This is a genomic window from Bacillus sp. LK2 (genome assembly GCF_001043575.1).
GTDB lineage: Bacteria > Bacillota > Bacilli > Bacillales > Bacillaceae_G > Bacillus_A > Bacillus_A paramycoides.
Genome location: NZ_LDUK01000016.1, coordinates 111058 through 132684, shown reverse-complemented (window position 1 = coordinate 132684; position 21627 = coordinate 111058). Strand labels below are relative to the sequence as shown.

Genomic DNA, 21627 nt, shown 5'->3' with positions numbered 1-21627 from the left:
GGCATTATGTTTGGCATTTGATTGTTATCCGCTATTGGCATTATGTTTGGCATTTGGTTGTTATCCATTATCGGCATTATGTTTGGTGGTTGATTGTTATCCAGCATCGGCATTATATTTGGCACTTGAATATTGGGCGGTATTACTTGCGGAATAACAACATTTTCCTTTGATACGTTTGGTGATACTATATTTCCTACATTTTCTTTCTTCACTTGCGGCGATACTATATTTCCTACATTTTCTTTCTTCACTTGCGGTGATACTATGTTTCCTACATTTTCCTTCTTCACTTGCGGCGATACTATATTTCCTACATTTTCTTTCTTCACTTGCGGTGATACTATGTTTCCTACATTTTCCTTCTTCACTTGCGGTGATACTATGTTTCCTACATTTTCTTTCTTCACTTGCGGTGATACTATGTTTCCTACATTTTCTTTCTTCACTTGCGGCGATACTATGTTTCCTACATTTTCCTTCTTCACTTGCGGTAATACGTTTCCTACGTTCTCTTTCTTTACTTGTGGTGATATATTTCCTATATTGTCTTTTTTCGTTTGCGGGGAAATGATGTTGTTAGGTTTCATTTTATTAATTTGAGGAGCAATTAACTCGCTTCCCTTTTTTATTACGTCTGAAATTTTATATTCTTTTTTCGGTTTAATCGGCGGTTGCGGCGGCTGCGGTAATACATTAACAGAAAATTTAGTGCTCTCTTTCGTAGTCGGTTTTGGTTTTTCTACTTTCTCTACAACAGGTGGTTTTTGAATGACAGGCGGCTTTTCAACTGGCTTTTCTTTTTGAATTGGTGTTTCTTTTTGCGGCTTCACCTGTACTTCTTTTTGTGGTTTCACTTGCATTTCCTTTTGCGGTTTTACCTGCATTTCTTTTTGTGGTTTCACCTGCATTTCTTTTTGCGTTTGTTGCATAGCTGGTTGCTGTGTAATAGGTGCTGATTGATACGTAACTTCTTCTTCTTCTTCTATTCCGAGTGGAGTTGGTGTTGATGCAAACTCTTTTTGCTGCACCTCTTTTACATATTGTTTCGGAGGCGCTGAACCCGATCCAGCCTGTTGTTTCACATGAACGCTGCTCGATGGTACTTTAATTTTCATCCCTGGCATAATAAGGTCTGGATTACTAAGTTGTGTATTTGTTTTCTTTAGCGTTTCAAAATCCACTCCGTACTTTTTCGCAATTTTCCAAAGGGTATCCCCTTTTTGCACGATATGAATTTTCAAATTTTCCCCCTCCTGTATAACTTATCTATAAGTAAAAACACTTCGAAGTAACACTTTCTAAAAACTTAACTTCATCTACTTTTATCACTTCTTCTATTTTCAATATGGTTTGAAGTGGAATAATCATAAAAAAATCACAATGATTTCCTCAACACAATGTATGCCTATTTCACTCTTCTTATGATTACATGCACGAAAAAAAGCAACGGAAGTCCCGTTGCTTTACACACGCTCTAACATACGATTCAATGCAAGAACCGCCTCTTTTGTTACTTGCTTATTTACACGAATAACATTGATTTGTTCTCCTCTTTCTATATTCTCAAGCGCCCATAACAGGTGGGGTAAATCAATCCGGTTCATCGTTAAACAAGGACACATAAACGGATTTAGAGAAATAATTTCTTTATCTGGATGTTGCTGAATAATTCGATTCACTAAATTCATCTCTGTACCAATCGCCCATTGACTTCCAGCTGGAGCTGCTTCAATCATATCAATAATATATTTCGTCGACCCTGCATAATCAGACGCATCAACAACTTCATAACAACATTCAGGGTGAACAATAATATTCATATCCGGATGGTTTTTTCGCACACTTTCAATATTTTTTACAGTAAAGTTTTGATGAACAGAACAATGGCCTTTCCATAAAATCACTTGAATTTCTTCTATATCTCCATCGTACTCTAGTGAATCTGTATGCGGGTTCCACACTGCCATTTTCTCTAAAGGAATACCTAAATCGTACGCTGTATTTCTCCCTAAATGTTGGTCTGGTAAAAAGACGAGACGCTCTTTTTGCGTAAACGCCCAAGACACCATTTGTTTTGCATTAGAAGAGGTTACTGTTGCCCCTCCATTACGACCGCAAAATGCTTTAATCGCAGCTGTTGAATTTACATACGTTAACGGAATCATCGTATCCCCAAATAATTTTGTGAGCTCTTTCCACGCTCTTTCTGTTTGTTCAATATCTGCCATATCCGCCATAGAGCAGCCGGCACGCATATCTGGTAAAATGACAACTTGATCATCTGTTGTTAACATGTCTGCCGTTTCTGCCATAAAGTGCACACCACAAAACACAATATATTTTGCCTCTTTATTACTCGCTGCAACTTGTGCAAGTTGCAACGAGTCCCCTGCTGCGTCTGAAAATTGCACCACTTCATCTTTTTGATAATGATGACCTGGAATAAATAGTAATTCCCCCATTTTTTCTTTAATTTCGCGAACACGCTCTTCCATTTCTAATGTAGACATCGTTTGATAACGCTCCGGTAACATTACTTCAATTGGCTGAACTTTCTCTAAAATACCCATTTACGATTCTCCCCCTCTAAACCACTCTCATTAAGACTCAATATTAAAACTAATATCAAGTGCTTTCACTGAATGTGTTAACGCTCCAAGTGAAATATAATCTACCCCTGTTTTTCCGTATTTCGATAAATCTTCAATTGTAATGCCACCTGAAGCCTCCGTAACGATAGCACTCGGTACAAGTTTTGAAAACTCACGAATCTCTTCTGGCGTGCGATTATCGAACATAATAACATCTGCGCCAGCCTCTACCGCTTCTCTCACTTGCGCCTCCGTCTCTGTTTCAACTTCTACTTTTACCATATGCCCTAATCTTTCTTTCACTGTCGTAACAGCCTTTGTAATAGACCCTGCAAACGCGATATGATTATCTTTAATCATGACACCATCATATAATCCAAATCTGTGGTTAAACCCGCCTCCGCACACTACCGCATACTTATCAAACATGCGCAATCCTGGCATCGTTTTTCTCGTATCACAAATACGCGTGTAATTGCTATCTAACGCAAGAACTGCTTTACGAGTCATCGTTGCTACACCGCTCATACGCTGAATGATATTCAATATAACGCGCTCCGCTGTTAATAAAGACGCAATAGGCCCTTGTGCCGTTGCTATAATCTCACCTTTTTCTACTAAGTCCCCATCTTTTTTGTGGAATGTAACTTCAATTTTTTCATCAATTAGTTTAAATCCCTCTTCTATTACTAAACTCCCTGCAAAGACCCCTGAATCCTTTACAAGAAACGTCCCTTTCGCAAGTGCATTATCGGGAAAGATAAGCTGAGATGTTACATCTCTTTCTCCTATATCTTCTAGAAAAAATCTATTTAATGCTTCCTTAACCTTTAACGTGTTCATAAAACCCCTCTTCCCCTCATTAAACAAGTTGTAGTTTTCTTCTCACTCGAATAATCTCTTTCCTTACTTTATTTCTTTCTGGATAATCACTGCGATAATGACCACCAATACTTTCTTCTCTTTGTAAAGCCGATACTGTTATAAGCTCACAAACTGTTAACATATTAATAAGTGTTATCTCTTCATTTGTAAGTGCATCATATTGTAATATCATATTTCGCACACCGTACCTACTAAACCATCTCTTAGCATATGATAAGCTTTTCTCAGTTCGTACAATCCCAACGTGCTTCATCATGTATTCTTGTATTTCTTCTTTCAACGGTAACTCATTAAGAGCTATAAAGCTGTTTTCTCTCTCTTCTGATACATTTTTTCTTTCTTGTACTGGTCTAGCTAAAATATGTTTTCCTATTCTTCTTCCAAACACTAGACCTTCTAATAATGAATTACTCGCCAATCTGTTCGCACCGTGAACCCCATTACAAGCCACTTCGCCGACTGCATATAAATTTGGAATAGACGTCTCGCCGTCACAATTCGTCTTCACGCCGCCCATATGAAAATGAGCACCAGGTACGACTGGAATACGATTTTCTTTTAGATTCACACCATTCTTTTTACATAATGATGAGACGGTTGGAAAACGCTTTTCAAAGTTTTGAATGCTTTCGATGTTCAAGTACACTTTTTCACCTGCAAGAAGTTGTTCATGAATAGCCCTTGCCACTACATCACGCGGTGCGAGATCTTTCCCGGGATGTATCTCCATCATAAAACGCTGTCCTTTTCCATTTATAAGGACAGCTCCTTCACCACGGACTGCTTCAGAAACGAGACCACAACATCGCCCGCCCACGTATAACATTGTCGGATGAAATTGCACAAATTCTAAATCAACAAGTTCGCCCCCAGCTCGATAGATTATCGCAAGTCCATCACCTGTAATTGTCTCATCATTCGACGTAAAGGCGTACAAACCACCAATTCCTCCTGATGCTAACACTGTATAATCAGCATAGTAACGCTTCAACTTTCCTTCACTATTTCGTGTTAAAGCCCCTATACATTTATTATTTTCTATAATAAAATCAAGTACCATTTCTTGCTCAACGATAGTAACGTATGGAGCTACTTCTTGAATTAAATGTTCTAATAGATTTTTACCAGTTGCATCTCCTCCCGCATGTAAAATACGACGTTTTCGATGCGCCCCTTCTTTACCAAGATGGAGCCCTGCTTCATCCCCATCAAATTTCATTCCATTTGTAATAAGTTTATTTATTTCTTTCGGCCCTTCTTCAACTAAATACCGAACTGCTTCTTCATTGTTATAATGACAACCTGCCACTAATGTATCTTCAAAATGCCCACTCGGATTGTCATGTGCAGCAACAGCTGCTGCAATTCCTCCTTGAGCTAAATGTGTATTGTTATTGCGCCCTGTTTTTTTTGTGATAATTATCACATTCTTTTCGTGACAAAGCTCTTTCGCAACACGAAGTGCCGCAACGCCACTTCCAATAATTAAGACATCTGCACTTGGCATAATTGTTGCCTCCTACTTTACACTTTTCAACTGTCTTGACACCTATATTTACATAGTTTTAAAATAATGACAAGAGTTTTTTTACAATTCTTATTTTCACTACCATTCTAAAAACGAAAATTAATATCACTCTTACTGAAGAGAGGAAATTATATAATGATATATCTTGATTATGCAGCGACAACACCTATGAGCGAAGAAGCTTTAGAAACATATATACAAGCAACAAAGAAATATTTTGGAAATGAACAAAGTTTACACGATATCGGTGGAAGTGCCTCGTCTTTATTACAAGTTTGTAGAGAAACATTTGCAGAAATGATTGGGGGTAAAGAACAAGGTGTATTCTTTACAAGCGGCGGTTCAGAATCTAACTACCTTGCGATTCAATCCCTTCTAAATGCTAGGAATGGGAAGCATATTATTACGACACCTATGGAACACGCATCGATTCGAAGTTATTTTCACTCCTTACAATCGCAAGGCTATACGATTACTGAAATCCCTGTTGATAAAAGCGGGCTAATTCATTTAGTAGATTTAGAAGCAGTTATTACAGAAGATACTGTTCTAGCAAGTATACAGCATGGAAACTCTGAAATCGGGACCGTTCAAAACATTGCAGAGATTGGAGCACTTTTAAAAAAATATAATGTTTTATTTCATTCGGATTGTGTTCAAACATTTGGTAAACTTCCAATAGACGTTACAGTGATGGAGATTGATAGTCTCTCTGTTTCAGCACATAAAATTTACGGCCCAAAAGGAGTCGGAGCTTGCTATATAAATCCGCAAGTTCGTTGGGAACAAATATTTCCTGGAACTTCTCATGAAAAAGGATTTCGCCCAGGTACAGTGAATGTACCTGGAATTGCCGCCTTTTTAACAGCCGCAGAGCATATATTAAAGAATCAAAAGGAAGATATCTTTCGTTTTAAACAATTACGATCTTATTTTTTAGAGCAATTACAAACACTTCCTCTAGAAATTGAAGTGGAAGGACATTCTACTTCTTGTTTACCACATATTATTGGGGTTACAATAAAAGGAATAGAAGGTCAGTATACGATGTTAGAATGTAACCGTCATGGTATTGCCATTTCGACTGGAAGTGCTTGCCAAGTCGGTAAACAAGAACCTTCAAAGACAATGCTCGCAATTGGAAGAACGTATGAAGAGGCAAAACAATATGTCCGCTTTTCTTTCGGACATCACACAACGAAAGAACAAATTGATACAACTATTCATGCACTACACACAATTGGAAATCAATTTTATAGAGGTGTTAAATCATAATGAAACAAAATGATCAAAAAAAGATTTTAGGTGAAGAAAGACGACAGCTCATCCTGCAATGGCTTCTTGCTGCAAATGAACCGTTATCAGGAAGTGAACTATCTAAAAAGACGAATGTAAGTAGGCAAGTTATCGTTCAAGATATTTCCTTACTAAAAGCACGAAATGAACCGATTATTGCGACTGCACAAGGGTATTTATATTTAAAGCCACAAGCGAAACAACAAGCTTTTGAACGTGTAATCGTATGCCAACATAAACCAGCAGAAGTACGTCAAGAACTTACAATGTTAGTTGACCACGGCGTTACGATTAAAGACGTAAAAGTTGAGCATCCTGTATACGGTGACTTAACAGCATCGATTATGGTAAGTAATCGCTTTGATGTAGAGCAATATTTACAAAAAATCGAAAACACAAACGCTTCTTACCTTTCTCAGCTAACAGATGGCATTCACTTACATACAATTGAAGCAGATTCTAAAGAAAAATTAGATGCAGCTTGTGATGCACTAGATCGAGCTGGGTTTCTCGTTTATTAATGTAAAGCACAGAGTTTTTCATCAATCTCTGTGCTTTTATTTTGTAGATGATATAATATTGTAAACAATTATAAAGGAGATCAACTATGGGAATTGAACTCGTTCACTTTAGCATTGGCAAACCGAAACAAATGAAATATAGCGAAGATAAAGAAATGATTACAGGTATATGTAAAGAACTTACAGAAGAAGCTTTTCTCTCAAAAGACGGCTTCCGTGGTGATGATGTAGCGGATTTAAAACATCACGGCGGACCTGATCGTGCGGTTTGTGTGTATCCACATGAACATTACGCACTATGGGAAAAGGAATTTCAAACAACGCTCCCAGCTTCCACATTTGGCGAAAACATTACCGTAACAAATATGTTAGAGCGTGATGTTTGTATCGGAGATACATATCAACTAGGCGAAGCAATCATTCAAGTCACACAAGCTCGCGTACCCTGTAGCACAATTTCAAAACGTCTTGGCATTCCAGGCATTTTACCACGCATTGTAGCAACTGGATATACCGGCTACTTATGCCGTGTTCTTCAAGAAGGTACCGTACGTAAAGATTCTAAAATTACATTACTAGAACGTCAACCGAGCAATGTTTCTGTTCTTTTCTCTAACGAAATCTATTTTCATAATAGAAAAGATAAAGATAGCATTGAGAAGATTCTTGCTGTCCCAGAACTAGCTGATGTTTGGCGTGAGCAGTTAGAGGATCGTCTTGCGAAGTTAATATAAAGTGAAACTTTAATCAGTGGGGGTTTTGTTCATCCCCCACTGATTATTAGTTGAACCAATCGGGCGTTTACGGGCAGTTGATCTCCCACCTAACTTCTTTGCTCCAGCCGAATTTTGAGGTGGGATTTTATTAATCTAGCACAAAGCATACTATTAAATGAAATTATATCGGCGATTCGACAAATACCAACACCCCTCACCTCTACAACCAATAAGAAGAATAACTCCCCAGCACAGTAACAGAAAACCCGAGTGCTTCAAGTTCCATCGTTACGCCTGGCAATAATACATCATCATATGCTTTATCTACATCGATTAGGAAAAAGTAATTGCCAAGACCTGTTTTCATCGGGCGAGATTCGATTTTTGATAAGTTTAATTTTCTCCATGCGAAGGCTGATAACACTTGATATAGCGCTCCTGCATAATCCGCAGGTAACGTTATCATAAGCGTTGTTTTCTCTCCACGGTTTTCTCCGTTATTTGGGAGTGCCGCTCTTTTTTTCTTATGCAAGACAAGAAAACGTGTATGATTGTTTTTATGCGTATGAATGTCACGCCTTACAATTGTTAATCCGTACTTTTCTGCCGCTGCCTCATTTGCAATAGCTGCAATTTTTTCTTCGGGATGTTCTTTCACATATTGTGCAGCTGCGCTTGTTGATGTCATATCTCGAACCGTTATGCCTTTTAATTCCTCATTTAAAAACTTATGACACTGTGCAATAGCATGCGGATGAGAGTGCACTGCATATACTTCTTCCCACACTTCTGTATACTGCGGATGTACAAGTAAATGCTGTTGAATCGGTACTGTAATTTCTCCTACAATAGAAAGTGGTTGCTCATGTACGAGGTAATCAACCGTTATATTTACTGAACCTTCAATCGCATTTTCTAACGGTACAACTGCAAAGTCTACATTTTCATTTGCGGCTGCATCTATACAATCTGGAATCGTTCGATACGGTACATGCTCTGCTTCCGGAAAAAAACGACTCACCGCCATATTTGTAAATGTTGCTTCTGGTCCTAAATATCCTACTCGAATCATCGTCTTTTCCCCTCTTTTTCGTTTTCTTACTGTTATACCATACTTTTTTATATTCTTCTATGTAAATTTCGAATATTTAAAAAAGACTAGCATCCGCTAGTCTAAATGTTTCCTATATTCTCTTTGAGCGAAAAAGAAATAAATGATGCATGCGACGATATAAAACAAAATAAACAAGCCTACTTTTCTTAATGAACCCTCCATAAAGACAGTATTATGAAACGTATATAACGCAACTGCACTATGCATACTCCCTACTATAATTGGCGCAAAAAATAGCATACATAATTGCCAACGAGAAATCTTCCACACTTCTTCCTTCGTCATTCCAAGTTTAGATAGTGCACCATACTGCTTTCGATCCGATGCGATATTATGAAACCATTTAAAATATACGATACTACATGACGTAAGAAAGAATAATATACTAATAAACGAGCCTACAAATAGAGTAATATCGCCGAACTCTTTCATATTCACATATAACTCCATATTACTTCGAAATGCATCATTTGTATCTTGTTTCATATGTTTCCGTAAATCTGTGTTTAATTCCTTTGTATTTTCGATATTTGATAATGTGTAGCCTCTATATATCATTTTTTCAGAATCTGGAATTGTATTTGCTATACTTTCAAAATCTTCATCATTCATGACGAAAAACAGGCCATTAATGTGTGAAGGATGATAGTTAAATTGTACACCCTCTTTCTGGCCATTATATATGAATTGATACGTTTGATTCATTACTTGCAATTGAATCTCTTTTTGATTATACACATTCGGATGATTGTATTTATTATAATAAACAAGTGTAACTGTTCCTTTTTTAGGATGATATGTTTTCTGTTTTTGTTTTCTTGCCTCTTGATTGTATTCACTTTCCTTTATAAGCGGTGCTACTTCTGTTTCTCCTTTATTAGACTGAAAGGATGCATATACTCCAACAAAACTCATATATTGAAAATCATCATATCCATATTGATGCAGTAATTTTTCAACCGTACCTTCCTCAAAGACTTCATGGGCAGAAGCACCTTTTTCTATGTATGAAAATGAGTGAACGCCTCCGCCCCGCCACATATCTTGCATACCAGAAAAATATAAAAACACCGTACCTGTTGCCGTAACAACAATTGTCGTTGCCATAGACAATATAAAGAAAAAGCGACCATTTTCCTTCATTCGATGTGATAATTGATTCACTATAAACAAATACGGATATGTATACATTATCTTCTTATTCCGCTTTATCATTTCTAATATTTGTGTAACGCCGTGTGTAAATGAGAAATACGTCCCAAAAGATATTAATATAACAACCGGAAAAAAGTATAACGCTATCGTTGGCATCGTTGCATTTAGCGCTAAGGTATACCCTATCCCTAAGCAAACGAAACCGAATAAACAAAGCCACTTTGATGTTTTCGCTTCTCTTTTATCCGTACGAAATTCTTTTAATAACCGAATTACTTTTATATTCCATATGCGTAAAGCACTTATAAAAGATAAGACAATAAAAACGACCATATATGTAACAAACGTTACACCAATCGCTCTCACATCAAATATGACAGTGAGTTCTTTCGGAAGGCGAAGTAACATGCTAAATACCATAAAGAAGAGTTTCAAAAAGATCATGCCAAGCCCAATACCGAAAATATTAGCGAAAATCCCAATTAATATTTGCTCGGCCATAATCACTCCTATTACGTTAGACTTCGTCGCTCCCATTAACATATATAATCCTAATTCTTTCTTACGTGCTTCTATGAAAATAGAGGTAGCATACAAAATAAATATGACGAAAAAAGAAATAATGATAACGTTACATATGATAAGTCCCCAGCGTACATTTTGATACCACATCGTTTCTTGCATGTATGGATGTACAATGACAGACATGTATGCATAAGAAGCAAATATTGCAAAACAGCTACTTAAGAAAAATACTTTATAATTACGCCAATTCCCCTTTATATTTTGCATCGCTAGTTGCCGAATGTTCATCTATCGTCCTCCTGTAACTTACTACATAGGTAAAAAGCTAGAGGTTTCCCTAGCTTTTTACGTGTTTTAAATATCCTCTTTGCGCAATCATAAAGTAAATGGCAGAAGCTAAAATATAAGCCCCTATTACAATCGCACCTGATTTCCATAAATCGATATAAAGCATTTTTCCTAACGTATGAAGAGCAAATCCACTATGAATCGCACCGATTATAATCGGGATAAAGAAGATAACGCCCATTTGTCGAATTGCAATTTTACGGATTTCCTTATCTGTCATACCGATTCTCTTTAACGATTTAAATTGAATACGATCTTGTTCTTTATCGTTAAACCATTTAAAGTATGTCATACTACAAGCGAAGAAGAAGAAGAGTACTGCTACGAAGAAACCGATGAACATTGTAATTGCTCCACCTTCTCTTATATCTTTATAAGCAAATACCGAGTTTCTCAATTCACCTTGCTTTTCTGGTGCAATTTCCTTTTTCAGATCTAGCACAAGGTCTTCGGTACTTTTCCAATCTTCAATATAATAGCCATAATATTTCGTCTTTTCTTCATCCGGTACAAGCTTTGCATATTTCTCAAAATCTTGATCATTTACAATAAGATATTCGCTATCGTTAAAAACAGAATATGACGTTGGCTCATTTAATTGAACAGACTGCTTTTGTCCGTTAATTGTAAATTCATACGGTTTCGTACGATCTATCTTCATAAGTTCATTTGCTGCATCAACCATAACCATCGTCGCACTACCTTGTGCATTATGAACCTCTGTAATTTGCTCTTTCTTTTGTTTACGCACTTCCGTATTATATTCTTTTTCTGAAATAATCGTCATTGGTACTTCACGTTCACTGTTAAACAACATTATTTTCTGTGTTGCAGGTAGTTTTACGTAGGTTACTTTTCGTGCATCTTCAAACCCATGCTTTTTTACAATCTCTTGTACTTTTTCTTCAGTAATAAGGTTATGCGTATTTAATCCCTTTTCCTCATATGAAATAGCATGCGGCGTAAGCTCTACCGTTTTCGCACTCATATTTTCATAATATACATAAAGCGTACCTACTGCTGAAGAAACAACCGCCGTAATAATAGAAATGACAAATAGAAAACGAGCATTGTCTTTCATTTTATAAATAAGATTGCTAAGTACGAACATATTTGGGTATGTATAAAAAGATTGTTTTCGTTTTTGCAATGTTTTTAATACGACTGTACTTCCTTGTGTAAATAGTAAATACGTTCCGCCAATGGTCAATCCTACAATCGGTAAGAAATATATAATAAAATTCATAATTGTTACTTGGAAGCAAAGGACGTATGCAGCAATGATACATCCTATACCGGCTACACATAACCATGTAAATGCAAAAGGCTCTACTTTTTGTTTTCTTGCTTCTCTTAATAAATCAATAATTTGTAAGCGTCCTACTGTCCAAACGCTAAACAATGATAGGATTAAAAATAGAATAAAGTATACACCCGCTGTAATAAGAACTGCTTTATTATTCCATACGAGTGGAAGTGTTTTATCTATTTTCAATATTACGCTTAATGCTTGGAAAAATAATTTTGAACAAAGCATTCCAATTCCAATACCTGCTACAATGGCAATACTACCTAACATCAATTGTTCTAATATAATCATTCTGCCAAGTTGAGACTTCGTTCCGCCTATTAATGTTAATAAACCGAATTCTTTTTTTCTTGCTCGTAAAAACGTTGAATTTGCATATAAAATAAAGAGTGCTGAGAAGATGACTACAATATAATTCATCGATTCTAATCCTTTTGTAATCATCGTCCTCATACTAATATTACCGCTTACGACATCTGGATGATAAATGAAGGAAGCATACATGAAAAATACTACGATCGATAAACAACTACTAATAAGGAACGCTTTATAATTACGCCAATTTCCTTTTACGTTATTAAGCGCGAGCTGGCGAAAGTTCATGATATTCTCCTCCTAGCATCGCAAGTACGTCTAAAATTTCTTGGAAAAAGGCTTGCTTCGTTCTTCCTTTATGTATTTCTGAGAAAATTTCTCCATCACGAATGAAGAGGATGCGTTCGCAATAACTAGCCGCTACTGGATCGTGCGTTACCATTGCAATTGTCACTTTCTTTTGCTCATGTAAATCTTGCAGAGCACCCATTAATGATTTCGCAGACTTAGAGTCTAAGTTTCCTGTTGGCTCATCTGCTAAAATTAATGTTGGATCATGAATAATTGCTCTCGCTGCTGCTGCACGCTGTTGTTGTCCCCCAGACACTTCATACACTTTCTTATTTAAAATACCTTCGATATTCAAAAACTTCGCAATCTCAAGTACTTTCGTATCAATTTCATTTACAGATTTCTTCGCCATAACAAGTGGTAAAATAATATTTTCTTTAATGGATAACGTATCAAGTAAATTAAAATCTTGGAAGATGAACCCTAAATGTGTACGGCGAAATTCCGCTAATTTTGCAGCACGCATTTGATTAATTTCTTCACCATTTACAAGCACATGACCTGAAGTTTGCTTATCAATTGTCGCTAATAAATTTAAAAGCGTTGTTTTTCCGCTCCCTGAAGGACCCATAATTCCTACAAATTCGCCTTCCTCAATTTTAAAATTTATATCATTTAAAGCAGTCGTCGCTACTGAACCTTTCGATTGGTATACCTTTGTTAACCCTTTTACTTCAAGAACACTCATTTCTAATCCCCCTATGTGTTTTCTTCTTACATTTACTATAAGAAAAATAAGAAAAAGAAACGAGTGATTTCCCTTACAAAACGTTTTGTTATCTTACAGTTTTGTCATTTTTCTCATTAATGTATGATATTCCTCATCTTTTGCAAATTGGAACGTAAACGTTGTCCCTTCACCTTCTGTTGATTGTACATAAATTCCATGATGTAAATTATCGCAAATTTCCTTCGTAATATATAAGCCCATTCCAGTTGCTTCCCTCGTTTTACGGCCGTTTACTCCCGTAAAGAACGGATCAAATATACGCTTCACATCTTGTTCTGGAATACCGATTCCATTGTCCCTAATATGTAGTAACACCTTTTGATCCTTCTCTTCAATTTGAAATTGAATTTCTTTTTTCTCTGCTTCTGAAATTTTTGTATACTTAATTGCATTTACAACAATTTGACTCATGGCGATACTAAGCCACTTTCTATCAGACGCAATCATACAAGTCTCTTCTTCAAGCATAAGTTTCGGAAATACAGAAGATTGAATGAACGACTTTCGATTTTCATTAATAATATCTCGAATGACATCTATAACATTTACTACTTCTACTTTATAATCCTTCGCAAACTGATCTAATCTTGCCATATGTAACGCTAAATCTAAGCCATTTAAAATACGGTTATTTTCTTCACGAATACTTTCAATCGTTCCCCTTGCTTCACGGTGTTCCTTACCATATTTCTGTAACAGTAATTCAATAACAGATACCGGTGTTTTCATTTGATGAATCCATTGGTTCATAAAAATCATTTGCTGTTGCTCTTTCGCATGCTGCTTATGAACTTCATTCATATATTGCTGCCTTAGCAACGTGAACGCTTCAACGACCATTTCTTGCTCTAATGTATAAGAAGCATCTATGAGTAAAGCATCGTGTAATGTATGTCCACCGGCAATATACTGTTCTATTCTTTTTAAAAACACACTTCTTTTTCGGTAATCGTAAATAAGGTATACACTAAACACAACTGTCCCTAATAAAAGTCCATATAGCCACGTACTCCAGTCCAATGACCTCTTTTCTAAAAGGCTTTGTAACTGCAGTACAAGCCCAAATAAACAAAGGCTTATAATGTAGGAAAGGATTAAGGAAAAACGGTCTATGAGGTAGCTTTTAACCTTCATGCCCTTCGCCCCACTCTGTAAGAAGCGCATAACCGTACCCACGTTTTGTTACAATAGCATTTTTAATACCTAGCTCCTCTAACTTCTTTCTTACACGCTTTACATTTACGGTTAATGTATTATCATCAACAAAAGCTACTTCATCCCATAAAGCCTCTAATAGCTCTTCACGTGTTACGTATTGATTTGCTTGTTTCATTAAACATTCTAATAAATAAAACTCATTTTTTGTAAGTTCCGTTTGTTGACCTTTCCACTCTACTGTGTGCTGCGATGGGAATAATAACAATCCATTCACACCTAAACAGTCACTTTCCGCGGCCAAAGCATACTCACCGTATCCACGGCGGAGTGCACTCTTCACCTTTGCCATTACGATATCTAAATGGAACGGCTTTGTAATGTAATCATCTCCACCATTTTCAATCGCCATCACTTGATCCATCTCCCCTGTTCTTGCAGAGACAAAAATAATTGGTGCATTCGATACTGTGCGAATTTGGCGACACCAATAGAAGCCATCAAAATACGGTAAATTAATATCGAGTAACACGAGATGTGGATTTATTTTTACAAACTCATCTTTTATATGGCGTAAATCACTTGCTCTAAATGATTGATAGCCATATCTTTCTAAATGTTCCTCTAATATTTCTGCAATTTTCTCATCGTCTTCTACAATTAATATTTTATACATATTTCTTTTCTCCCCATAAAATATTCTTCTAAAATCACTCCTTTTTCTATTATAAATTGAAACTTTATTTAGTGGGAAGTTTTTCCTATCCCTACTAATTTTCATCCTACACCTTCTTTAATTTTACCGGCAGCCCGATTCTCACCTAACTTCTTAATATCTTCTAGTTTTCAAGGGGTGTTTTATTGTCCGTAAATAATAAAAAAAGACTGCCATATTTCGGCAGTCTTAATCGATAAATTCAAATTCATATTCAAGAATTTTTACAATATCTCCATCTTTTGCACCGCGTGCACGAAGCGCTTCATCAATACCCATTCCGCGCATTTGACGAGCGAAACGACGTATAGATTCATCACGTGAGAAGTCCGTCATTTTGAATGTCTTCTCGATATCGTAACCAGAAATAACAAACGTGCCGTCACTTTCACGTGTAATTTCAAATTTAAGACTTTCAGCATCAAATTTGTACATTACACTTGCTTCAGACTCCTCGACAACATCGTACATTGGGAATTCTGGTGTTGTTTCTAATAAGTTCGCTACTTCAAATAGTAAATCACGAACACCTTGTTTCGTTACAGCTGAGATTGGGAAGATTTTTACTTCGTCTCCCACTTTCTCTTTAAATGCTTGTAAGTTTTCTTCCGCATCTGGCATATCCATTTTGTTTGCAACAACAACTTGTGGACGCTCTGTTAAACGCATATTGTATTCTTTTAATTCATTATTGATTGTGACATAATCTTCATATGGCTCACGGCCTTCTAAACCAGACATATCGATAACATGCACAATTACACGTGTACGTTCGATATGACGTAAGAATTGGTGTCCAAGTCCGACGCCAGCGTGTGCGCCTTCAATTAGTCCAGGAAGGTCAGCCATAACGAAGCTGCGGTTATCACCAGTTTCAACAACACCAAGATTTGGAACGATTGTTGTAAAGTGATACTCTGCAATTTTCGGACGCGCTGATGATACAACAGATAATAATGTAGATTTACCTACACTTGGGAATCCAACAAGTCCAACATCTGCTAGCACTTTAAGTTCTAGAATGACATCACGTTCTTGACCTGGTTCCCCGTTCTCAGCGATTTCAGGCGCTGGGTTTGTCGCTGTTGCGAAACGTGAGTTACCACGGCCACCACGGCCACCTCTTGCGATTACAGCTGTTTGTTCATGCGTTACTAAATCGGCAAGAATTTGACCTGTTTTTTCATCTTTTACTATTGTTCCTGGTGGAACCTTTACGATTAAATCTTCTGATTTACGACCGTGCTGACCTTTACTCATTCCGTGCTGACCGCGATCAGCTTTGAAATGACGTTGGTAGCGGAAGTCCATTAATGTACGTAAGCCTTCCTCAACAACGAAAACAACATCTGCACCTTTACCACCGTCGCCACCTGCTGGGCCACCTTTAGGTACATACTTCTCACGACGATACGCAACCATTCCGTTACCACCGTCGCCGCCTTTTACATATATCTTGACCTGATCTACAAACATTATTTCACCACACTTTTTTCGATTGGTTGTAATATAACTGAGACTTCTTCGTCTCGTACTGTATAAGAAATGGAATACCATTTATTGTTTTGGTTCGCAAGCCAGTTCTGTAGTTCTTCTACATTCGTTAGCTTTCCACGAAAATCAAAAAAGAAACGAGCATTCTCCGCGTCACATTCAATTGTGATACAAACATAATTTTCAACATATACGTCTAAACTATGCTGAAGCATTAAGAAAAACTGATTCGTCCATGTACATACATTCTCATCGATATGAGATAAGTTATGTAATTCTCCCAATACTTCGTACTCCAATAAGCACGGCTGCTGTTTCCAATTATATGTTAAAATCCACTCTGAAAATAAAGGCATTGATAGCCCCATCAGATTGGATTCTTGTCTCGCTTCTTGGACAAAACGATCGATGAGCTTATGAATCTCTTCCACTTTTCCAAGGGAAAGGTTTCCTTTAACCATCTGCAAACGATTGAGCCAATCATGTCTTGAGTGGCGCAACGCATCTATAATTGTCCATTTTTCATTCATTTAGATACCCCTTAATATAGAAAAACTCTAACCTGCACTCAGGTTAGAGTTTTCCGTGAGTTCTTATGCTTCTTGAGCAACAGGATATACGCTCACTTGTTTGCGGTCACGGCCAAGACGCTCAAAGCGTACTACGCCGTCAACTTTCGCGTATAAAGTGTCATCGCCACCACGACCAACGTTAACACCTGGATAAATTTTTGTACCGCGTTGACGGTAAAGAATTGAACCACCTGAAACCGTTTGACCATCTGCGCGTTTAGCACCAAGACGTTTTGACTGAGAGTCACGACCGTTCTTTGTACTACCTACACCTTTCTTAGATGCGAAAAACTGAAGATCTAATCTTAACATACGTTACACCTCCTGCACTTTTTCTATTAAACGGATATACTTTCCGTAATCAAGTTCGATCGTCTTAAGCGAAACAACCAATCCTTCTAAAAGTATTTGTGCTTTTTCTGCTGTATGAACGTCTAAATCATTAGGCAATTCATACGTTAAGAATCCGCCATCACTTCCGAGTTCAATAGTTGCCTGCACATTACAAAGTTCTTCCACTGCATTTATAGAACCAAACACAACCGCTGTAGTTCCAGCACAGACAAGGTCTTGTCCATGTGGCGCATAATTGGCATGTCCAGTCATTTTAAATGATTGGATACTTCCTAATTTCGTGCGACTTATCGTAATTTTAATCATGTTAACCAGAATTAAGCGTTGATAGCTTCAACAACTAGCTTAGTGTAAGGTTGACGATGACCTTGTTTCTTACGATTGTTCTTTTTCGCTTTGTATTTGAAAACGATGATTTTCTTAGCGCGACCTTGTTTTTCAACTTTCGCAGTAACTGTTGCACCTTCTACAACTGGGCTACCAACTTTAACGTTTTCGCCACCAACGAAAAGAACTTTGTCAAAAGTAACAGTTTCACCAGCTTCAACATCTAATTTTTCAATGTAGATTGCTTGACCAGCTTCAACTTTAATTTGTTTTCCACCTGTTTCGATAATTGCGTACATACTTGCACCTCCTCTTAATTACTAAGACTCGCCAAAAACGAGGTAGACATAAATGCCTTTAGGGAACCTGTCTTGTGCGGTTGTAGCATATAGCCGTTTAGGTGCTATAAACTATAACATAAAGATGTTATCATGAATCATTAACTATTGTCAACAAATGTTCTGCTAACTATTTTTTCCGTTCCATTATTTCTTTTTTACTTCCGAAACGAATTACCGCATACTTCTCTACATCTTCGTCTTTGAAATAAATTTCAAACGGAATATTTTTTTGTAATTCTTTTTGTAAAAATATTTTTTGCACCTTTTTCGAAGCACCAATCAATACAGCTTCATCCTCTATATTACCATAAGTAATAAGTTCTCTCTCTAACTCGTACGCAATTGTTGCATTAGATATAACGTAACCTGTCGCTTTACAAGGCGCACACTCTTCTAATAATACGTCACGTAACGAATGTTTCTTGCGCTTACGCGTCATTTCTAAAATTCCTAACTCAGTAAACCCAAGCACTCTCGTATATGTACGATCATCTTGTAAAGCTAACATTAAACTCTCTCTTACCTTCTCTTTATCTTCCCGTCTTTTCATATTAATAAAATCGATTAATATCATGCCGCCAATATCACGAAGTCTCAATTGACGAGCGATCTCTTCAGCAGCCATTTCATTTGTACGAAGTACTGTATCTTGTAAATTTTGTTTTCCAGTAAACTTACCCGTATTCACATCAATTACAGTCATCGTCTCCATTTGTTCCACAATTAGATAAGCACCATTTGGTAGCCAAACAATTTTTTGAAGTGCTTTCTCGATTTCACGTTCTATTCCAAAATGGTTAAACATCGAAGATTTTTCATTATAAAAGGATACTCTTTCTTTCCCTACTTTTTCTTCTAATTCTCTTACTACACTTCTCGTATCTACAACTACTTTTTCAATCGTTTCAATTGGGTTCTCCTGAAATACACGATCTAAAAACGTCGCTGGTCGATGAAGTAGTAACGGTGCCTTCCCTTGGTTTTCTTTTCTTGTTAATTCTTCATATAGTTGTTGCAGTCGCTGCATTTCAGCTTGTATTTCATCGATTGTCCCTTTTTCAGAAGCAGAACGGAATATATATCCTCCTGTCCCTTCCACTTCAATATGAAGTAACTCTTGTCTTCTCTTGTTATTTTTTATTTTCCGAGAAACAGCACGCATTTCATCATACGGCATATACACGACATATTTCCCAGTAATTTCTATCTTCGCCGTTAATTTTGGCCCTTTCGTATCAATTGCCTCTTTCACAACTTGTACAAGTATCGCCTGCCCTTCATGTATGCGATATGAAGATGGTACATCATCGTATGAAAGGTATGCATGTTTTTCTAATCCGATATTTACAAAGGCTGCGTTCATTCCAGCAATTGTTCTTACGATACGTCCAACATAAATATGTCCGACAATTTCCTGCTCTTCATTACGTTTCCATAATAGTTCGACAACTTTTTGCTTCTCTTCTATCGCAACACGCTTTTCCGAACCAGTGTAGTTAATATATAACGTCTTCAAAATTCTTTCCTCACTTTTCACTTCTTTTCCTTACAATATAAAAGGTTAGTGTCGTCGTCAACACTAACCAATTAATTCTTCAACAGATGAGGTTGTTCTTTTTTCAGCAAAATACGCATACAGCAACTCATTTTCATCCAATGTGTAGTGCTCTTTATATTTTCCATGGACGATAATAGAGTGCTTATATCCTCTGCGAAATTTTGTGAAAATCGTATATAAACGATCTTCTGTTTTCACCTCAATAGGTGCAATCTTTTCAATATCTCTTTTATTCCCATAATAACGTTCTAATAAAAAGCGCATAAATGCGTACCTTCTTTGTTTCCATTCTTGATATAAAGAAATCGCTAGAAAAACGAGTAGTACCCACATCATAATGTTATTACTATTCCAAAGTAACTGCCATCCTAATATTACACTAAAAAAAACACATGACAATTTCATCATCTTTTCATGTGCTTGTAAATAAGGAAAACGATATGATAATACATTAAATAATACTTTCCCACCATCAAGTGGCCAAATAGGCAATAAATTAAAACCTAAAATGACGACATTATTCCACACAAAGAAATGATACAAATCATTAGTTACCCAGCCCGCTTGATACAAAATATAAGCAACCGCAATCATCCATACATGCTGAATTGGCCCAGCTATAACGACAATTAATTCTTCTTTTAATGATTTGTTCCCATGTTCTTCAAGCTCAGCTACGCCACCAAATGGCAAAAGCTGAATTTGTTTAATACGCCAATTATAATATGCCGCTGCAAAAGCATGCCCAAGTTCATGAACTAGAACGATACAAAATAATAATATTAACTCTTTAAAACGTGCCGTGAAAATGCCAATAACGATAATAACCCAAAACAATGGATGTACTGTAATTTTCGTTAAAACATCTCTATATTTAATCAAATGAAATCACCTGAATGGGATCAATAAATTTTTCATTCTTTTTTATCGCAAAGTAAAATTTACCGTTTTTATTATTTTCGTCACTATTCACCGTTCCGATTTTCTGTTTTTTTGAAACGTAATCATATAACTTCACTGACATATCACTTAAATTTCCATACCACGATTCTGTACCGTCGGCATGTTGAATTTGAACTGTATTTCCAAGATCCTCTTTCTTACCTGCAAAAATAACTACACCTTCATTTACTGACTCCACCGTTGCATTTGTAGCTGTTTGAACAAATACACCTTGGCCGTTTTTTTGAAATCCTTGCATCACCTTTCCAGAAGCAGGAATTGCATAATCTTTTTGCTGAATAGCCCCTTCTTTTTTCTCATTTGGAGAATAGAACACAAGAGGTTTTCCAAACTGCTTTTCATACCATTTCGATATAGTAGCAAATTGAAACTCTTCTTTCATAACTTTTTCTGTAACAGCTCTAGTACCATCAAAGGAAGGAGGAGCATTTTTAAATAAAATAGCGATTGAAAGAACTAATATTGCTGATAGCAAAACTTTGAAGAAAAAGACTTCTTTTCGAAATAGGGGATGAATTTCCTTTTCCCCTTCTTCAATAAATACCGTTTCGCTGTCAAAATCACTTCCAGCAAAATACTGCTCTTCCTCCATCCTTTCTTGCTCTGCTTTCCTTTTCGCAATCCGCTTTTTAATTTCTTCTACACGTCTATTCTTCATACTGTCTCCTTTCTTTAGTTAGCCTTATTCAAATAGAAACAGTTATATACAGTTTGTACATATGTATGAGCTACGGAAGAAAGATATTCATGCGAAGAAAAAA

20 protein-coding genes, 1 pseudogene and 1 other annotated feature are annotated in these 21627 nt (G+C 36.6%); of the genes and pseudogenes, 3 read left to right on the top strand and 18 right to left on the bottom strand.

The features are described from left to right. The 4 genes and pseudogenes from exsA to nadB form a co-directional block, all read right to left on the bottom strand. A pseudogene (gene exsA, locus VK90_RS12140) lies at positions 1 to 1244 on the bottom strand (spore coat assembly protein ExsA); the annotation flags it as partial. 222 nt (positions 1245 to 1466) lie between these two features. Continuing rightward, entirely contained in the window at positions 1467 to 2573 is a 1107-nt protein-coding gene (gene nadA, locus VK90_RS12135) for a quinolinate synthase NadA (RefSeq protein ID WP_048373024.1), read from the bottom strand. Between the two features lie 30 nt (positions 2574 to 2603). Further along, on the bottom strand, positions 2604 to 3437 hold the full coding sequence (nadC, locus tag VK90_RS12130) for a carboxylating nicotinate-nucleotide diphosphorylase (protein ID WP_048373023.1): 834 nt from the start codon (positions 3435 to 3437) through the stop codon (positions 2604 to 2606). Between the two features lie 19 nt (positions 3438 to 3456). Continuing rightward, complete coding sequence (gene nadB / locus VK90_RS12125) at positions 3457 to 4986, bottom strand: L-aspartate oxidase (protein ID WP_048373021.1); 1530 nt, start codon at positions 4984 to 4986, stop codon at positions 3457 to 3459. Between the two features lie 153 nt (positions 4987 to 5139). Between nadB and VK90_RS12120 the strand changes: the two genes are divergently transcribed. From VK90_RS12120 to VK90_RS12110, 3 genes are all read left to right on the top strand, one after another. After that, positions 5140 to 6282: an IscS subfamily cysteine desulfurase gene (locus VK90_RS12120; RefSeq protein WP_048373020.1), complete on the top strand. Its 1143-nt coding sequence runs from the start codon at positions 5140 to 5142 to the stop codon at positions 6280 to 6282. Then, complete coding sequence (locus VK90_RS12115; protein ID WP_002173606.1) at positions 6282 to 6824, top strand: transcription repressor NadR; 543 nt, start codon at positions 6282 to 6284, stop codon at positions 6822 to 6824. Before VK90_RS12120 ends, VK90_RS12115 begins: the two co-directional genes overlap by 1 nt. An 86-nt stretch (positions 6825 to 6910) precedes the next feature. Beyond that, positions 6911 to 7558 carry an MOSC domain-containing protein gene (locus VK90_RS12110; RefSeq protein ID WP_048373018.1) on the top strand — a complete coding sequence of 216 codons (648 nt, stop codon included), beginning with the start codon at positions 6911 to 6913 and terminating at the stop codon, positions 7556 to 7558. Between the two features lie 202 nt (positions 7559 to 7760). Here the strand turns inward: VK90_RS12110 and pheA are convergent, their stop codons facing one another. From pheA to VK90_RS12040, 14 genes are all read right to left on the bottom strand, one after another. Then, positions 7761 to 8612, bottom strand: a complete 852-nt coding sequence (pheA, locus tag VK90_RS12105; RefSeq protein ID WP_048373016.1) for a prephenate dehydratase — start codon at positions 8610 to 8612, stop codon at positions 7761 to 7763. 96 nt (positions 8613 to 8708) lie between these two features. Continuing rightward, positions 8709 to 10622 (bottom strand): FtsX-like permease family protein, encoded by a 1914-nt coding sequence (locus VK90_RS12100; RefSeq protein ID WP_048373014.1) that lies wholly within the window; start codon positions 10620 to 10622, stop codon positions 8709 to 8711. A 49-nt stretch (positions 10623 to 10671) separates the two neighbouring features. After that, a complete protein-coding gene (locus VK90_RS12095) occupies positions 10672 to 12594 on the bottom strand; it encodes an ABC transporter permease (RefSeq protein WP_048373012.1) in 1923 nt (640 codons plus the stop codon). Beyond that, positions 12569 to 13345, bottom strand: a complete 777-nt coding sequence (locus tag VK90_RS12090; protein ID WP_048373010.1) for an ABC transporter ATP-binding protein — start codon at positions 13343 to 13345, stop codon at positions 12569 to 12571. Before VK90_RS12090 ends, VK90_RS12095 begins: the two co-directional genes overlap by 26 nt. A 93-nt stretch (positions 13346 to 13438) precedes the next feature. Further along, positions 13439 to 14521 carry a HAMP domain-containing histidine kinase gene (locus tag VK90_RS12085; RefSeq protein WP_053081409.1) on the bottom strand — a complete coding sequence of 361 codons (1083 nt, stop codon included), beginning with the start codon at positions 14519 to 14521 and terminating at the stop codon, positions 13439 to 13441. Continuing rightward, a complete protein-coding gene (locus VK90_RS12080; RefSeq protein ID WP_048373007.1) occupies positions 14511 to 15218 on the bottom strand; it encodes a response regulator transcription factor in 708 nt (235 codons plus the stop codon). Before VK90_RS12080 ends, VK90_RS12085 begins: the two co-directional genes overlap by 11 nt. Before the next feature lie 228 nt (positions 15219 to 15446). Continuing rightward, a complete protein-coding gene (gene obgE / locus VK90_RS12075) occupies positions 15447 to 16733 on the bottom strand; it encodes a GTPase ObgE (RefSeq protein ID WP_000497121.1) in 1287 nt (428 codons plus the stop codon). After that, on the bottom strand, positions 16733 to 17281 hold the full coding sequence (locus tag VK90_RS12070) for a sporulation initiation phosphotransferase B (protein ID WP_048373005.1): 549 nt from the start codon (positions 17279 to 17281) through the stop codon (positions 16733 to 16735). Before VK90_RS12070 ends, obgE begins: the two co-directional genes overlap by 1 nt. Before the next feature lie 63 nt (positions 17282 to 17344). Beyond that, positions 17345 to 17635: a 50S ribosomal protein L27 gene (gene rpmA, locus VK90_RS12065; protein ID WP_000944957.1), complete on the bottom strand. Its 291-nt coding sequence runs from the start codon at positions 17633 to 17635 to the stop codon at positions 17345 to 17347. Positions 17636 to 17638: 3 nt separating this feature from the next. Further along, a complete protein-coding gene (locus tag VK90_RS12060) occupies positions 17639 to 17983 on the bottom strand; it encodes a ribosomal-processing cysteine protease Prp (RefSeq protein ID WP_002008596.1) in 345 nt (114 codons plus the stop codon). Between the two features lie 11 nt (positions 17984 to 17994). Further along, positions 17995 to 18303: a 50S ribosomal protein L21 gene (gene rplU / locus VK90_RS12055; protein ID WP_000270907.1), complete on the bottom strand. Its 309-nt coding sequence runs from the start codon at positions 18301 to 18303 to the stop codon at positions 17995 to 17997. 14 nt (positions 18304 to 18317) lie between these two features. Continuing rightward, positions 18318 to 18395 (bottom strand) — a sequence feature (ribosomal protein L21 leader region). A 77-nt stretch (positions 18396 to 18472) separates the two neighbouring features. Further along, positions 18473 to 19861: an Rne/Rng family ribonuclease gene (locus VK90_RS12050; RefSeq protein WP_048373028.1), complete on the bottom strand. Its 1389-nt coding sequence runs from the start codon at positions 19859 to 19861 to the stop codon at positions 18473 to 18475. Between the two features lie 63 nt (positions 19862 to 19924). Beyond that, entirely contained in the window at positions 19925 to 20785 is an 861-nt protein-coding gene (locus VK90_RS12045; protein ID WP_002173616.1) for a M50 family metallopeptidase, read from the bottom strand. After that, positions 20778 to 21524 carry a M23 family metallopeptidase gene (locus VK90_RS12040; protein WP_048373002.1) on the bottom strand — a complete coding sequence of 249 codons (747 nt, stop codon included), beginning with the start codon at positions 21522 to 21524 and terminating at the stop codon, positions 20778 to 20780. Before VK90_RS12040 ends, VK90_RS12045 begins: the two co-directional genes overlap by 8 nt. Between the last annotated feature and the right edge of the window lie 103 nt (positions 21525 to 21627).

Coding starts and splice junctions, on each gene's coding strand:
- nadC (WP_048373023.1), bottom strand. CDS start 3,437: ATGAACACGTTAAAGGTTAAGGAAGCATTAAATAGATTTTTTCTAGAA.
- VK90_RS12115 (WP_002173606.1), top strand. CDS start 6,282: ATGAAACAAAATGATCAAAAAAAGATTTTAGGTGAAGAAAGACGACAG.
- VK90_RS12110 (WP_048373018.1), top strand. CDS start 6,911: ATGGGAATTGAACTCGTTCACTTTAGCATTGGCAAACCGAAACAAATG.
- VK90_RS12085 (WP_053081409.1), bottom strand. CDS start 14,521: ATGAAGGTTAAAAGCTACCTCATAGACCGTTTTTCCTTAATCCTTTCC.
- VK90_RS12040 (WP_048373002.1), bottom strand. CDS start 21,524: ATGAAGAATAGACGTGTAGAAGAAATTAAAAAGCGGATTGCGAAAAGG.
- VK90_RS12095 (WP_048373012.1), bottom strand. CDS start 12,594: ATGAACTTTCGCCAGCTCGCGCTTAATAACGTAAAAGGAAATTGGCGT.
- VK90_RS12080 (WP_048373007.1), bottom strand. CDS start 15,218: ATGTATAAAATATTAATTGTAGAAGACGATGAGAAAATTGCAGAAATA.
- VK90_RS12070 (WP_048373005.1), bottom strand. CDS start 17,281: ATGAATGAAAAATGGACAATTATAGATGCGTTGCGCCACTCAAGACAT.
- VK90_RS12090 (WP_048373010.1), bottom strand. CDS start 13,345: ATGAGTGTTCTTGAAGTAAAAGGGTTAACAAAGGTATACCAATCGAAA.
- VK90_RS12060 (WP_002008596.1), bottom strand. CDS start 17,983: ATGATTAAAATTACGATAAGTCGCACGAAATTAGGAAGTATCCAATCA.
- obgE (WP_000497121.1), bottom strand. CDS start 16,733: ATGTTTGTAGATCAGGTCAAGATATATGTAAAAGGCGGCGACGGTGGT.
- rpmA (WP_000944957.1), bottom strand. CDS start 17,635: ATGTTAAGATTAGATCTTCAGTTTTTCGCATCTAAGAAAGGTGTAGGT.
- nadA (WP_048373024.1), bottom strand. CDS start 2,573: ATGGGTATTTTAGAGAAAGTTCAGCCAATTGAAGTAATGTTACCGGAG.
- pheA (WP_048373016.1), bottom strand. CDS start 8,612: ATGATTCGAGTAGGATATTTAGGACCAGAAGCAACATTTACAAATATG.
- rplU (WP_000270907.1), bottom strand. CDS start 18,303: ATGTACGCAATTATCGAAACAGGTGGAAAACAAATTAAAGTTGAAGCT.
- nadB (WP_048373021.1), bottom strand. CDS start 4,986: ATGCCAAGTGCAGATGTCTTAATTATTGGAAGTGGCGTTGCGGCACTT.
- VK90_RS12100 (WP_048373014.1), bottom strand. CDS start 10,622: ATGAACATTCGGCAACTAGCGATGCAAAATATAAAGGGGAATTGGCGT.